This window comes from Haloechinothrix salitolerans (genome assembly GCF_042662605.1).
Taxonomy (GTDB): Bacteria; Actinomycetota; Actinomycetes; order Mycobacteriales; family Pseudonocardiaceae; genus Haloechinothrix_A; species Haloechinothrix_A salitolerans.
Genome location: NZ_JBHSXX010000001.1, coordinates 3,001,562 through 3,016,202, shown reverse-complemented (window position 1 = coordinate 3,016,202; position 14,641 = coordinate 3,001,562). Strand labels below are relative to the sequence as shown.

Sequence of the window (14,641 nt, the reverse complement as noted above, 5' to 3'; positions counted from 1 at the left end):
GCCTACTGCTCGGTGTCGTCGGTGTCTTCCGGCGGCGAATCGCCCCTGATCATGGCAAGCGCGGACTCCAGGTCATCTGGCTTGACCAGCACGTCGCGCGCCTTCGAGCCCTCGGACGGCCCGACGACACCGCGTGTCTCCAGCAGGTCCATCAGCCTGCCCGCCTTGGCGAAACCGACCCGCAGCTTGCGTTGCAGCATCGACGTCGACCCGAACTGTGAGGTCACGATCAGTTCGGCGGCCTGCAGTAGCACGTCGAGGTCGTCACCGATGTCCTCGTCTATCGGCTTCTTCTCCGCCGCCTTCGCCGCCGTGACGCCTTCGGTGTAGGTCGGCTCGGCCTGTTCCTTGGTGAAGTTGACGACGGCGGCGATCTCGTCGTCGTCGACGAACGCACCCTGCAGCCGCACCGGCTTGCTGGTGCCCATCGGCAGGTACAGCGCGTCGCCCATACCAATCAGCTTTTCCGCGCCCGGCTGGTCCAGGATGACCCGCGAATCGGTGAGCGACGACGTACCGAACGCCAGCCGCGACGGCACGTTCGTCTTGATCAGGCCGGTGACGACGTCGACCGAGGGCCGCTGGGTGGCCAGCACCAGGTGGATGCCCGCCGCGCGGGCCTTCTGCGTGATCCGCACGATCGCGTCCTCGACATCGCGGGGCGCGGTCATCATCAGGTCTGCCAGCTCGTCAACGATCGCCATGATGTACGGGTACGGCCGGTACTGCCGCTCGCTGCCCGGCGGCGCGGTGATCTCGCCGTTACGTACCTTCTTGTTGAAGTCGTCGATGTGGCGCACCCTGCTGGCCTGCATGTCCTGGTAACGCTGCTCCATCTCCTCAACCAGCCAGGCCAGCGCGGCCGCGGCCTTCTTCGGCTGGGTGATGATGGGCGTGATCAGGTGTGGGATGCCCTCGTACGGGGTCAGCTCCACCATCTTCGGGTCGATCAGGATCATCCTGACCTCGTCCGGTGTGGCCCGCGCCAGCAGCGAAACCAGCATGGAGTTGACGAAGCTGGACTTACCGGAACCGGTAGCACCAGCGACGAGCAGGTGCGGCATCTTGGTCAGGTTCGCGGTGACGAAGTGACCCTCGATGTCCTTGCCGAGCCCCATCACCATCGGATGCGTGTCCTTGGCCGCCTTCGACGACTGCAGGACATCGGCGAGCCGCACCATCTCCCGGTCGCTGTTGGGCACCTCGATGCCCACCGCCGACTTGCCGGGGATGGGTGCGAGCAGCCGCACGTTCTCGGTGGCGGCGGCGTAGGCGATGTTCTTGGTCAGCGCGGTGATCTTCTCGACCTTCACACCGGGCCCGAGCTCCACCTCGTAGCGGGTGACCGTCGGGCCCCGGGTGAAGCCAGTGACCTGCGCGTCGATGTTGAACTGGTCCAGCACACCCGTGATGGCCTCGATCATGCTGTCGTTGGCCTTGCTGCGGGTTTTCGGCGCGTCTCCCCTGGTGAGCAGGGTGGGAGGCGGCAGCGAGTAGTCGCCCTCGACCGCGCGAACCGGGGTCATCGCGGGCTCGTTGGATGGCTTGGACGCCTCCGGCACGGCGGCTGCCGTGGCCTTCGCTTTGGCGGCCGCCGCCTTGGTTGGGCTCTCATCGGAGTCGGTCTCGCTGTCACTGGCGCCGGTGCCCTGCCTGCGGCGGGCGGGCTTGCGTAGCCGCACGTTGGCGACGTCCGCGTCGGCGGCTAGCTTACTTTCCTCGGCGCGGCGTTCCTCCTGCTCACGCCGGTCGGCCGCCAGCTGCTCGCGTTCCTCCTCGGTGAGGCCCCAGTTCCGCAGCCGCTCGGGAATCTCGCGCACTGGAGTCCCCGTGAACACCAGCAGGCCCCACACCAGCGCGAGCAGCAGCAGTGGCACGGCGAGCCACGCCGTGACGCCTCGCGCGAGGACGTCACCAGCGGCCCAGCCCGCCCAGCCGCCCGCGTACTGCACGCCTTCCAGGTTCTGCGGCCTGCCGTTGATGATGTGCAGCACGCCGAGCAGCGCCACCGAGATCATCGCGGTGCCGATCACGCGCCGAGGTCGGGTCTCCGGGCGAGGCCCACTGCGCATCAGGACGATGCCGATGACGACGAGGCCCAGCGGCACGATCACGGCGCCGGCACCGACCACGGTGCGAAATCCCAGCTCCACCCACCGGCCGACGGGCCCGGCCGCGCGGGCCCACGCGCCGACAGCACCGATCAGCGCCAACGCGATCAGGGCGAGCCCGAGACCGTCCCTGCGATGCTCCGGTTCCAGGTCCCTGCTGCGGCCGACGGCGCGTGCGACGCCGCCGACGCCGCGCGCGGTGATATCCCAGCCGCCACGGACCACGCGCGCGGTCGTGCTCGGTTGCCGCTTCCTCGTCGACTTGGCCGCTCTGGTCGAGCGCGCGGACGACGAACGCGCGCTCGACGAGCGGGTCCGCTTGCTCGCGGACCCGTTTCGCTTGGTGTTGGTGCCACCTCGCGTGGTCTTGCGCCCCTTCGTCACCGTCCGGCTCGCCATACTCTCCACGGTAGTCCGATTGACCCAGCAGTCACGTGTGCCACTCGCGCCACAACCCGACATTTCCCGGAGTGATGCCTCACAGCCCTCGCTGCCGGGTTTCCGCCGCATGACATGCTGCTGTCCATGGTCGCGCTGCGCAGAAACAACCACGAGCGGACACGCCGATCGACCAGATATCACGACACGCCAGCGGTATGGCGCACCATGCTGGCCATCGACGAACGCGTCGTCGACATTATGGGGTCGCTGTCCGTCACCGGCGACATCGACGACGACCTGCGCGGCAAACCGCTACTCATCGCGGCCAACCACATCGGCGTGTTCGACGCGCTTGTGCTCATGGCCGCGTGCCGCCGCATCGGCATCGCACCCCGGTTCATGCTGGCGGGCGGGCTGCTGGACGCCCCCGTGCTCGGCTCCGCCCTGCGTAGAAGCGGGCACCTGCGGGTCGATCGAGGCAGCGGCATGACCGCGATCGAGCAGTTCACGCACGCCACCGAGGCGCTCAGGGCTAGCACCGTACCGCTGCTGGTGTATCCGGAGGGCAGGATCAGCCACGATCCCGGGCTGTGGCCGGAACGCGGCAAAACCGGTGCGGCACGGCTGGCGTTGGCCGCCGGGGTACCGGTCATCCCCGTCAGCCAGTGGGGTGCCCACGAGGCGGTCTACTGGGGCACCGAGACGGTGTCCGGACTGTCCGATGTCCTCCCGCTCGCCCGTTCCGGGCTGACGTCGCCGGTGCGCAGACCGACGTTCCAGGTCCACTTCGGCGATCCGGTCGAGCTGTCCGATCTGGATCCCGCGACGCCGGGAACGCCGTGGCAGGCGCACAAGCGGATCATGCGGGCCATCACCGACGGACTGGTCGGCCTCCGCCGCGACGAGCCAGACATCCCTCGCTTCCACGACCCGACTCGCCCGACCGACGGCACCAGTCCGTGGCGGCCGAATCCGGAGGCGAGGAACTAAGCGGCGTTCCGGCGCCTGCAGCGCCCGCCAACCACCCTCCGCCATCCGACACCACGCCGCTACCGCGACCGCACCGCGGCACGACGTCGCGCATCTCACATAAGTTGACATCGACAACCGTTTTCAATAATTTCGCGGCCGTTCACTCTTCTGGCTGGAAGGCGGCGGCATGGGCAGGTTCACGCGTACGGGCGTGGCGATGGGACTGGCGACGGCGCTCGCGGCGAGCGCGGCGTGCAGTGGCGGTGAGCGCACCGAACGGTCGGATTCGAACACGTTGCGGATCGCGGGGCCGTTCGAGGTGCACAGCCTCGAACCGGCGGCCAGCGACGGCTTCTTCACCCGCCTCCAGGTCGTGGAGACACTCGTCAGCAGCGACATGCGCGGCGAGCTCACACCGGGGCTCGCGACGTCGTGGTCGGACGCGAAGGGGATGCGGAGCTGGACGTTCGAGCTGCCGGAGGACGCCGAGTTCCACGACGGCACGCCGGTGACGCCCGACGCCGTCGCGGCGTCCCTTGAGGCGGCGGCCGACGAGGCGGCAAGCCCGTTGGCGGACGCGCCGGTCAGGCGGATCGTCCCGGTCGACTCCGGGGTGCGGTTCGACCTGTCGGCGCCGTACCCGACGTTGCCCGCGGTACTGACGCACTACAGCACGGCGGCGCTCGCCCCTGCCTCGTACGACGATGGTCATGTCACCGAGGTCATCGGCAGCGGGCCGTACGAGATCGACCGCGTTGAGCTGCCCGCGTCGATCGAGGTCAGCCGCTTCGACGAGTGGCGTGGTGACCAGCCAGCGATCGAGAAGATCAGCTTCCAGGCCGTCGGCAGGGCGGAGTCCAGGGCGCTCATGGCGGTCAGCTTCCAGGCCGACGTGGTGTTCGGCCTGGAACCGGCTGGCAGGGAGCGAGTGGCGGCGACCAACGGCGTCGCGATGGAGTCCAGCCTGCAGCCACGAACCCTGCTGCTCAAGGTCAACGCCGACCACCCGGTCCTCGGTGACGTGCGCGTGCGGCAGGCGTTGAGCCTCGCGCTCGACCGGGCGGGCATGGCGGACGCGGTGCTGCGCGAGAAGGAGCTGGCCGCCACTCAGCTCCTGCCGCCGTCGCTGCGCACCTGGCATGAGGACGGCTTGGAGCCGCTTGAGCACGACCCGGACGCGGCCCGCGACCTGCTGGCGGAGGCGGGCTGGAAGCCAGACGAGAGCGGCACTCTGCGGAAAGATGGGACGCCGCTGCGACTCACGCTGACCACGTACCCCGACCGCCCTGAGCTGCCCGCCCTGGCGACCGCGATCCAGGCCTCACTGCGCGAGATCGGCGTCGAGATCGAGGTGGACGTCACGAACTCCAGCGAGATCCCGGCCCGGCACCAGGACGGCTCCCTCGAGCTCGGGCTGTTCGCCCGCCACTTCGCGCTGGTAGCCGACCCACTGGTCACCGTGGCGGAGACCTTCGCCCCGCAGGGCGAAGACTGGGGCGTGATGAACTGGCGCGACGGCGAGGTGACCAAAGCGGTCGACGGCCTGCTCCACTCGCCGTCCGACGACGAGGCGCAGGAGTACCGCACGCGGATCGTCGAGACCGCCCAGCAGGAGCTGCCGCTGATTCCGGTGGCGTGGTACCGGATGAACGCCGCCGTGAGCGACCGCGTCGCGAACTTCGAGCTGGACCCACTGGAGCGCACCTGGCGCGTCGCCGACGTGAGCTGGGCCGAGCAGTGAGCGACACGCGACGCCGACTGATCGCGTCCGTACTACTGCGCCGGACCGGGCAGGGGCTGGGTGTCGCACTGGCCGTCTCGGTGTTGTGCTTCCTCGTGGTCCGGCAGCTGCCCGGCGACGCGGCCTACCGGATCGCCGCGGGCCGCTACGGCGACGATCTGGTCAACGCGGAGTCCGCCGCCGCCGTGCGAGCCGAGCTGGGCCTCGACCGGTCGGCCTGGCAGCAGCTGGGCGACTGGTTGCTCGACCTGGTGCAGCTCGACTTCGGGCGTTCGCTGGTGTCGTCCCGGCCCGTGCTGGCCGAGGTTGGCTACTACCTGCTTGGCACGTTGCAGCTCACGGCAGCGGCGCTGGGCATCGCGATCGTGCTGGGCGGCACCATTGGCGTGGTCGCCGCCCGGCGCCCGGGCGGTGTGCTCGACCGCCTCACCACGGCGTGGGTGGCGTTGGTGCGCGCCCTGCCGCCGTTTCTGCTCGGGCTGCTGCTGATCCTGCTGCTGTCCGTCCACTTTGGCCTGCTGCCCGCCGTGGGTCACGGCAATTCGTCGAGTCTGGTGCTGCCCGCGCTGACGCTCGCGGTGGGGATCTCCGGGCTCATCGCCCGGGTCACCAGGGACACGGTCATCGACGTCACCAACTCGGAACAGGTCCAGTTCGCGCGCACGAAAGGGCTTGGCGAGCGGGTCGTGCTCGTGCGGCACGTGCTGCGCAACACCGGCGTCGTGCTGGTGCCATACCTGGGCGCGCAGGCGGTGATTCTGATTGAGGGTGTCGTGGTCGTGGAGAGCCTATTCGCCTGGCAGGGACTTGGCCACGCCCTCGTGCACGCGGTGTTCTGGCGCGATGTGCCGGTGCTGCAGGCCGCCGCTCTGGCGCTCGCGCGGCTGGTGGTAGCCATCAACACCGTCGTGGACTTCGCCGTGCTTGGCCTCGATCCCCGGCCGCGCCGTAAGGGGGTGCTGGCGTGAGGACTGCTCGCAGGTCCGAACCATCGGACGTGAACACCGCACTGGTACGGCCGGACGCCATCGCCGAGACGTCTGGCCGCTGGTCGGCCTCCCGCGTGTTGGCGGCCTCGGTGCTCGTGGTGATCGCCGCGTTCGGGATCATCGGCCCGCTCATGCTGCCCGACCCCGCCACGCAGGACCTGTCGCGTTTCCTCGAACCACCGACCTGGGCGGAACCGCTCGGCCGCGACGACTACGGCCGGAGCGTCATCGCCCGGCTGGCGCACGCCACGAGGCTGTCGCTGGTGCTGGCCGCGTTGTGCGTCGGCACGGCGTTGGTGCTCGGCACGGCGGCGGGGATCGCGTCGGCGTGGTTCGGCGGGTGGGTCGACGCGGCGCTGCGCGGGCTCTCCGAGGTTCTGGTCGCGTTGCCCGCGCTCCTCGTCGTGCTGCTGTTCGCGGCGCTCGCCGCCGACGGTTCGCTGTGGACGCTCTACATCGGACTCGCGCTGGTCCAGTGGGTGGAGTACTTCCGCGTGGTCCGGGCGCGTAGCGGCCTCGTGCTCGGTTCGCCCGCTGTGGAAGCCGCCTCGCTGCTGCGGCTGGGGCCGGTGCACGTGCTGCGCAGGCACCTGTGGCCGGAGCTGCGTCCGCTGGTCACCACGCTGGCGTCGCTCGGCATGGTGACGTGCATCCTCGCCGTGTCCACGCTCGGCTTCATCAAGGTGGGGCTGAAACCGCCCCGTGCGGAGCTGGGCTTGATGGTGACCGAAGGGTTCCCGTTCTACGACTCCGCGCCCTGGATGTCCGTCGCGCCGGTCCTGGTGCTGTTCCTGCTTACGGCCTGCTTCCTGGGTCTGCGTCGCACGGAGGTCACGACATGAGCCAACTCAAGCTGCATGAGCTAACCGTCCGCCATGGCGACGACGCGCTGGTCGACGTCGCCGACCTGAGCCTTGAGGCTGGGCGCGCACTCACAATCGTCGGCGAGAGCGGGTCGGGCAAGTCGTTGCTAGCCCACGCGCTCATGGGCACGATCGCCGCTGGCCTGCGGGTCAACGGCACGATGACGCTGGAAGGCGCGCACTACGACCTCGCCGACCGGGCCAACCGCAAGCAGCTGTGGGGCACGGAGCTCGCGTTGCTGCCGCAGGAGCCCGCGCTCGCGCTCGACCCCACGATGCGGGTGCGTGGGCAGGTCGCGGAGGGCTCACCGGGGTTCCGCAAGGACCACGCGTCCGCGCTCCGGCGTGCCGACGACGCGCTTGACCATCTCGGTCTCGGCCACGCCACGGGCGCGTGGCCGCACACGCTGTCCGGCGGTATGGCCCAGCGCGTCACATACGCGGCCGCCACGATCGGCGGCGCGAGGGTGCTCATCGTCGACGAGCCGACAAAGGGGCTGGACTCCGACGCGCTCGACCGGCTCGCTGACCTGCTCAGCGAGCATGTCGCGGGAGGCGGTCTGCTCATCACGATCACCCACGACCTGCGGCTCGCGCGTCGGCTTGGCGGCGACGTCTTGGTGATGCGGGACGCCACAGTCGTCGAACAAGGGCCAGCCGACCAGGTGCTCACCGCACCCGAGCACGACTACACCCGGCGACTGCTGGCCGCGGAGCCTTCCCGTTGGCGCTACGAGTGGATGGCGGCCCCGGCCAGCGATCCGTCGGCGGAGCCGCTGGTCTTGGCCGAGGGTCTGGCGAAGTCCTACGGCGACACCGAGCTGTTCCGGGACGTCTCGCTCGACATCCGGCCCGGTGAGCGGTGGGCGCTGGCCGGCCCCAGCGGTGTTGGCAAGACGACGTTGGGCAACATCCTGCTGCGGCTCACCCAGCCGGACCGAGGCACCGTGCGCCACCACGCCGCCGTGTCGAACGGCAAGCTGCAGAAGCTCTATCAGGACCCGGCGCTCTCGTTTCCCGCGCGGGTCCGGCTGGCGGATGCCATGCGGGACGTCGTCCGCGGGCATCAGGTGCCGGAAGGACGTGTCGAGTCGCTGATGGGCACGCTCGGCCTCCCGGACGACCTCCTCGGTCGCCTACCGGGCCAGGTGTCCGGCGGCGAGTTGCAACGGCTCGCGATCGTGCGCGCGATGCTGCTGGAACCGGCGCTCGTGTTCGCTGACGAGGCGACGTCCCGGCTGGACCCGCTGACACAAGAGCGCACGATGGACTGCCTGATGTCGGAGCTCTCGCGCACGGGCTGCGCCCTGCTACTGGTGACCCACGACCACGAGCTGGCCACGGCGGTCGCCGACCGCCACGTGCGACTCGGCGAGGCGGCGCCGTCTCACGTGTGAGTTGATCACGTGTGCTCGCGCTGTTGTGCGATTTCGTCCGATTCGCCGGGCTTGTCGAGCAACAACGCGAGTAGGTCCGATCAACTCACCGGGTGGGTAGCGCGTTGCCGGTTCGGACCGGCTTGAGCACGAACAACGTCGTGTAGCGGCGGACGTTCGGCGCGTCGCTCAGCAAGCGTCCAGTGACCTCGTTGTGGTGCGCCATGCCGTGTGTGGCGAACACCACGACGTAGTCCCAGTCGCCGGAGACCATGTAGATCTGCTGCACCTCCGGCGCGTTCAGCAGTCGTTGCTGGAAGCGCTCGTGGCGTTCGTTCGACTCGCGGTCGAGAGTGACGACGCAGACTGCCAAGATCAAGTCTGACGTCGCTTCGGGCGCGAGTTCGACCACGGTCCGGGCGATGACGCCGTGTTTCTTGAGCCGGGTGATCCTGCGCTGCACCGCGCTGGGCGACAACCCGACCTGCTCTCCCAGTGCACCCAACGTCTGGTCGGCGTCGCGCTGCAACACGGCGAGCAGGTCGTGGTCGATGTCGTCCAGCGGGATCTCAGATCGTGGCATGCAAAAATTTTGCGCACCGGTGGGAAAATATTCAATCGCGGCGCGCGGTGATCCGGCTACCGTCGAGAGCGGTCCCCGCCCCAGCCCGGCTCGCGTCAGTCCACCGAGCCCGGCGAGGGCGTCCCCACGAACCCCGAGGATGTCCACTGTGACCACTGCGCCCGAAACCGAAGCCTCTCCTGCGCGGGTGCGGGACGCGCGAGCGCACCGCTGGCGCGGGCTCGCGCTGATCTTGGCCGCATCGCTGTTCTTTGGCAGCTCCGGCACGATCGGCAAACCGGCGATGCAAGCGGGACTGTCGCCGGAGCAGGTGGCGTCGGCGCGCATCGTGATCTCGGTGTTGGTGCTGCTCGTCGGGGTGGCGCTGCTCCGGCCATCGCTGTTACGGGTGCGGCCCGGCGAGTGGCGGGTGCTAGTGGCATACGGTCTGTTCGCCGTCGCCGGGGTGCAGTTGTTCTACTTCATCTCCGCGTCGCGGGTGCCGGTTGGCGTCGCGATCCTGCTGGAGTTCACGTCGCCGGTGTTGATCGCGTTCTGGGTGCGGTTCGTGCGCGGTGTCCGGTTGCCTCGGCCGATGTGGGCCGGGATCGCGCTGGCGATGACGGGCTTGGCGATGGTCGCCAGGGTGACCGATGGGCTGAGCCTCGACACCCTCGGCCTGCTGGCCGGGCTGGCGGCGGCGGTGTGTTCGGCGGTGTACTTCCTGCTGGGCGAGCACGGCGTCAGCACGCGGCATCCACTGGGAATGGTCACGTGGGGCATGGTGTTCGGTGCGGTGGCGATGTGCGCGGTCGCACCGCCGTGGACGTTCCCGAGCGAGGCGCTGACGGCGTCCGCGACGTTCGGTCCGTGGCAGCCACCGGTGTACGTCCTGCTGATCGCGGTCGCGTTGATCTCGACGGTGCTCGCCTACCTCGCGGGCATCACGGCGTTGCGCTACCTGCCCGCGTCGGTGGCGAGCGTGCTCGGGCTGTGCGAGCCGCTGGTGGCGACGGCGATGGCGTGGGCGTTGCTCGGCGAGGCACTGGCGGTGGTGCAGTTGGTAGGCGCGGCGGTGCTACTGACCGGCGCGACGATCGTGCAGCTCCAGTCGGGGCGGGCGCAGTCGGGGACCCCGGCCGAGCCGCTGCCTGAGCCGTCGCCGGACGCACCAGCGGCCAGCACGCACCGACCCATGTGAGTGAGCGAAACCGCCCACGTGCGCGGTAGCGGGCTGCTACCGTTCGCTACTGGACGGACACGGCACGTGGGGTAGCGATGAGCGACAGCCATGTCGACCTGGAGAGCTTGCGGTCGGTGGCGCGGAAAGTGGATGCCATTGCCGAGGGGCATCCCGATGCGGTGACACGCGCGGCCAACGGCGTCGCCGAGGCGATGCCGGGCAATGAGGGCAGCCCGACGGCGGAAATGCTGCGCGTCCGCTTCGACAAGTGGGTCGAGAACTACGACCTGTTGGGCAAGCAGCTCACCGGCTTCGCCACGGACCTGAACAACGCGATCGCGACCTGGGACGAGATCGAGAACACCAACACCGATCTCTTCGCTCGCTACGGCAAGGACCTCTGATGGACTTCGCCGATCTGATGGAAGCGAGACCTGCCGGATACAACGCCGCCGCGGATGCGCTCCGAGCCTTCGGTGAGGACGTGCGCGACCGCGCCGTCGACTACTGGAACCAGGTCGCACAGCCGCTGAAGGACACGTCGTCCTCCGGGATCTGGGGTGGCGCCGCCGCCGATGCCGCACAGGTGCCGATGATGGACCTGCAACTGGCGTTGAACCGCGCGGCGGACCAGATCGAGGCAGTACCCAAGATCCTGACGCAGTACGCCTCCGATCTAGAGGGGTTTCAACGACGCCTCACGGGCATCGTCGCCGAGGCCCGCGCGACGGGCGCGGAGGTCAGTGACACCGGGCAGGTCACGGTGTCGGCGCAAGTCCAGGAGAACAACCCCGACCGGCCCAAGCTCGCGGAGGAAATCGCCGCCGACATCCGGCGCGTCCTTGAGCAAGCGACACAGCGCGACGTCGACTGCTCGGTCGAAATACGTGACGCGCTCGCGGACGAAACGTTGGACGCGCACGACGTCGGCACCCAGTACCGGGACGCCATCAAGGACGCCAACCATGCGGCACGGCTCCTGCAAGAAGGCTCCCTCAATGACATGTCCGACGAGCTGCCGACGCTGCTGCGAGACAACGCGGACAACCCTGAATTCGCGGCAGCGTTGTTCAACCAACTCGGCGGCAAGGGCACCGTGGAGGCCTTGGAACGGCTCGCCGGGTTGCGCGGGATGGACGAGGGTTTTGCTCGTTCCGGAGCTGGGCGTAGCCATGCTGACGAACTCGACGCGATTCACACCGAGCTGGGCAGAGCGCTGGCGATGGCAACCGATCCCGACTCCGCCTTCCACGTCGACATGTCCGCCGACTCCCGCTGGATGCAGGACTTCAGGGCGGCAGGCAAAGAAACGTTCGGCGGAAGCGCCGTCACCGATCCGGTGACCGGATACCAGGTGATCGGCGGTGTGTTGCGCAACGGCACCTTTTCCGAGGAGTTCCTCGACGTCGTCAGCGACGACATGTACGCCATGGAGCAGAACGACCCCGACGTGTTCAAGGTCGCCACGGACGCCAAGGTTGACCCCAACCCGCTCGACGGTCTCATGGTCGCGCTGGAGAAGAACCCCGCTGCGGCGACAGACTTCTTCTCCCAGAAGACCGAGCGGATCGATTACATGCTTGATCGCAACGGCGCCCATGGTCACGAAGAGCTAGGGCAGGCTCACGTCATCGACGCGATCGACGCAGCAACCCGTGGAGCCGACCCAGGCTCTCCGCGTTCCGAGATTTTCGAGCACGCTGTTCAACACGCCGGCGATCGCTCCGCCGATGCTGTCGGCCTCGTCAACGACCAAGCGCGAGAAAGCATGGGCCAGTTGCTGCAAGGCCACATGGGCCAGGTACACGACGCCTTCGGTGGCGCGGACAACGTCAACTTCGACCCCGCGACCGACGCGGCTCTCAACCGTGTGATCGGCGACCTCGCACACAGCCCGGAAGCGTACGCGCGACTAGCGAACGCCGAACGCGCCTACACGGTCGCGAACATGCACGCCGCCGCGGAAGCGGGTAACGCGGACGTACTCGTCAACGAGGCAAAGAAAATGGGCGGTCTCATGGCGCAACTCGACGCGGGACGAGCCGAAGCCCTCGGCCAGGAGTGGGAGGAAAAGCAGGAAGACTACAACAATCGAGTCAACGCTATCGCTCAGATCGGCGGTCTCGCCGTTGACCACGCGCTCGGTGCTGTCCCCGGAGCGGACGACGTCACCAGACCACTCGTGGACCACCTGGTCGAAAGCGCGAAGGTTGACTACAGCGAGAACGCCATAGCAGACCAGAGTGGTGTGTTCGATGACTCACGACGAGACCTCAAAGAAGTCGCCAAGAACTACATCTGGAACTATCAATTGCACGGACAAGATGTTCCGGAATCGCTCATGCGAGGCAACGAGCCCATCCCGTTCAACGAGATGACCGCAGAGCAGCGGGGAACCTTGAGCATCTGGCTGCGGGATCATGCCACCTTCGATCAACTCGCTGGAGATATCGAAGGCGCCTACGACGAGGGTGCCGCTCATGCACGACTCAGTCAGTCAGGCGGAGCATGATGCGCGCACGTGTCTTTACCTACTGTGCGATCACCGCACTCACCGCAAGTCTCATCGCTGGCTGCGATTCCTCCGCCGATGAGACGGCATCAGGAAGCTCCACTGAATGTGGCGTGATAGACGCGACCGCGTTGCGTGAGACGGTTCGTCTGCCCGAAATGCGAGTCAACACCTTCACCGGCCTACGCGAGATTCCCAATGACACCATCGTGGAACAGCTCAAACAAGGAACGTGGGAATGCACGTTCTCCTGGCCAAGCAAAGGAACACTCGCCCTCAAGCTCAGCGACGATCTCGCCACGACCGGCATTGAGATCAGTCGGCCAGACACCGTCTCGCTAGGGCAGGGACTCGACGGCGCCGTGCATCGGTCATGGGAGAAGGAACCCCTCTCCCAAGGTGGATACCTGACCTTTTCGTGCCAGTCAGGACGGTTCCAAACTCCCGGGTCAGCGTTCGCATTGACCACGAGCATTAACTCCGACTACCCAGACGGCGATGTGCCGAGCTATCACCAGCTCGCCACGATCTATGTCACGGCTGCGAACGCGATCCGGAAAACCATGGCGTGCGAAGGGGATCCCTACCGCCTGCCCGATCTTCCTGAGGCGCCGCCAACGCCGCAGCCGTTGGCTCAAGACGATCAACCATGTGACACGTTCACCGCAGACCAACTCAGTGCGGTGCTGCCCGACGCGAAAGACAGCACGACATGGAACGTCTGGGAATCTCCCGGAGATGCGTTCCCATCCACGGCATGCCAGATCTGGCGTAAGCGTGACCCGCGCGTCGATCCGCCGGTGAACGAGGACGAACCAGCGTATCTACTGGGTCCCCGCGTGGGGTTCTCCCGGATCACTGGCAACGCAGCAGCCGACTACGACCTCACGAAGTCCCAGGAGTTGCTGCACAACGTCGAGCCGTGGAATCGCTTCGGAGGCAAGGGATACCACGCGGACAACCAAGCGCAGAACAAGAACAAAGACAACGAGATGCGGCTCAAGCGGGCTTGTGGCGACGAGACGCATGTCTACGTCGGCGCGTACGCGCCACACACCGTCACCCGCGCCGAGTACGAGAAGCTGTTCGCGCAGTGGGTGCGTGCCCAGGCGCAACGCGACGGCTGCCCGGTGACGTCGTAGCGCACGCTGTTGATCCCGGAGCATCGGGTGCATCGTGGTCACGAACGCGTCGACGTCGACGGGGTGCACGCACACGCGCGTCCACCCCGCCGAGCGTCGTCAGCTCTTGCCGCAGGCCCGCACGATCACCACGATGGCGATGATCGCGGCGGCGATCGCCACGACCGGTGCGACGCGCTTGAGCACGGGGGCACCGGCGACACCCATCAGGTCGAGCGGTTCCCGCTCCGTTGGCGCGACCTGCTCCCCCGGCGCCACGCCCTCACCTGGCTCGCCCGACTCGCGTGCTTCCTCGGCGGCCATCGTGTCCGTTGCGGCTTCCGTCGTCGCGGCGGCACCCGTGACACCTGTCGTCGCCGCCTTCGCCGGAGCCAGCTCGCCCGCGAGGTTCGCCGCGAACTCCGCCAGCAGCCGACCGCTGACCTCCGAGATCAGGCCCCGGCCGAACTGCGCTGGCTTGCCGGTCACCTTCACGTCGCTGACCACGGTTCCCGTCGTGCGGTCGCCGTTGCCGGTCAACGTCACGGTAGACCTCGTCGAAGCCGTGCCAGCGCCGCGCACATCCTTACCGGATGCGTTGATGACCAACTTGTGCGCCGACTCGTCCTTCTCGACGAACTCGCCGGTGCCCTTGTACTGCATCATCACGGGGCCGAGCTTGACCTTCACCTTCGCCGTGAACGTGTCGCCCTCGACGCCGGTCAGCGACGCCCCCGGCATGCAGGGCGCCACCCGCTCCGGGTCCTGCAGCGCCTGCCATACCTCGTCGATCGGCGCGTCCACCGCGAACTCGTGCTCAAGCTGCACGG

Annotated in this window: 12 protein-coding genes; 9 read left to right on the top strand and 3 right to left on the bottom strand. The window is 68.0% G+C overall.

Features of this window, described 5'->3' with window-relative positions:
- Positions 1-2: 2 nt before the first annotated feature.
- A complete protein-coding gene (locus tag ACFQGD_RS14295) occupies positions 3-2,510 on the bottom strand; it encodes a DNA translocase FtsK (RefSeq protein WP_345398329.1) in 2,508 nt (835 codons plus the stop codon).
- Positions 2,511-2,624: 114 nt separating this feature from the next.
- Between ACFQGD_RS14295 and ACFQGD_RS14290 the strand changes: the two genes are divergently transcribed.
- The 5 genes from ACFQGD_RS14290 (at position 2,625) to ACFQGD_RS14270 (ending at position 8,454) form a co-directional block, all read left to right on the top strand.
- Positions 2,625-3,482, top strand: coding sequence for a lysophospholipid acyltransferase family protein (locus ACFQGD_RS14290; RefSeq protein ID WP_345398326.1), 858 nt, complete (start codon positions 2,625-2,627; stop codon positions 3,480-3,482).
- Between the two features lie 169 nt (positions 3,483-3,651).
- Positions 3,652-5,205 carry an ABC transporter substrate-binding protein gene (locus ACFQGD_RS14285; RefSeq protein ID WP_345398323.1) on the top strand — a complete coding sequence of 518 codons (1,554 nt, stop codon included), beginning with the start codon at positions 3,652-3,654 and terminating at the stop codon, positions 5,203-5,205.
- Positions 5,202-6,173, top strand: a complete 972-nt coding sequence (locus tag ACFQGD_RS14280; protein ID WP_345398320.1) for an ABC transporter permease — start codon at positions 5,202-5,204, stop codon at positions 6,171-6,173. The genes ACFQGD_RS14285 and ACFQGD_RS14280 overlap by 4 nt, the downstream gene beginning before the upstream one ends.
- On the top strand, positions 6,170-7,036 hold the full coding sequence (locus ACFQGD_RS14275; RefSeq protein WP_345398317.1) for an ABC transporter permease: 867 nt from the start codon (positions 6,170-6,172) through the stop codon (positions 7,034-7,036). The genes ACFQGD_RS14280 and ACFQGD_RS14275 overlap by 4 nt, the downstream gene beginning before the upstream one ends.
- Positions 7,033-8,454, top strand: a complete 1,422-nt coding sequence (locus ACFQGD_RS14270) for an ABC transporter ATP-binding protein (protein WP_345398314.1) — start codon at positions 7,033-7,035, stop codon at positions 8,452-8,454. The genes ACFQGD_RS14275 and ACFQGD_RS14270 overlap by 4 nt, the downstream gene beginning before the upstream one ends.
- Positions 8,455-8,539: 85 nt before the next feature.
- On the opposite strand, the gene ACFQGD_RS14265 is transcribed toward ACFQGD_RS14270, so the two are convergent.
- Positions 8,540-9,016 carry an Lrp/AsnC family transcriptional regulator gene (locus ACFQGD_RS14265; protein WP_345398311.1) on the bottom strand — a complete coding sequence of 159 codons (477 nt, stop codon included), beginning with the start codon at positions 9,014-9,016 and terminating at the stop codon, positions 8,540-8,542.
- Positions 9,017-9,155: 139 nt separating this feature from the next.
- On the opposite strand from ACFQGD_RS14265, the gene ACFQGD_RS14260 reads away from it, so the two are divergent.
- From ACFQGD_RS14260 to ACFQGD_RS14245, 4 genes are all read left to right on the top strand, one after another.
- Positions 9,156-10,196: an EamA family transporter gene (locus ACFQGD_RS14260; RefSeq protein WP_345398308.1), complete on the top strand. Its 1,041-nt coding sequence runs from the start codon at positions 9,156-9,158 to the stop codon at positions 10,194-10,196.
- A gap of 77 nt (positions 10,197-10,273) precedes the next feature.
- Positions 10,274-10,582 carry a hypothetical protein gene (locus ACFQGD_RS14255; RefSeq protein ID WP_345398305.1) on the top strand — a complete coding sequence of 103 codons (309 nt, stop codon included), beginning with the start codon at positions 10,274-10,276 and terminating at the stop codon, positions 10,580-10,582.
- Positions 10,582-12,690 (top strand): hypothetical protein, encoded by a 2,109-nt coding sequence (locus ACFQGD_RS14250; RefSeq protein WP_345398302.1) that lies wholly within the window; start codon positions 10,582-10,584, stop codon positions 12,688-12,690. The genes ACFQGD_RS14255 and ACFQGD_RS14250 overlap by 1 nt, the downstream gene beginning before the upstream one ends.
- Positions 12,691-12,848: 158 nt before the next feature.
- Positions 12,849-13,832: a hypothetical protein gene (locus tag ACFQGD_RS14245; RefSeq protein ID WP_390221058.1), complete on the top strand. Its 984-nt coding sequence runs from the start codon at positions 12,849-12,851 to the stop codon at positions 13,830-13,832.
- Between the two features lie 99 nt (positions 13,833-13,931).
- Here the strand turns inward: ACFQGD_RS14245 and ACFQGD_RS14240 are convergent, their stop codons facing one another.
- Positions 13,932-14,639 (bottom strand): SRPBCC family protein, encoded by a 708-nt coding sequence (locus ACFQGD_RS14240; protein WP_345398296.1) that lies wholly within the window; start codon positions 14,637-14,639, stop codon positions 13,932-13,934.
- Positions 14,640-14,641: the final 2 nt, after the last annotated feature.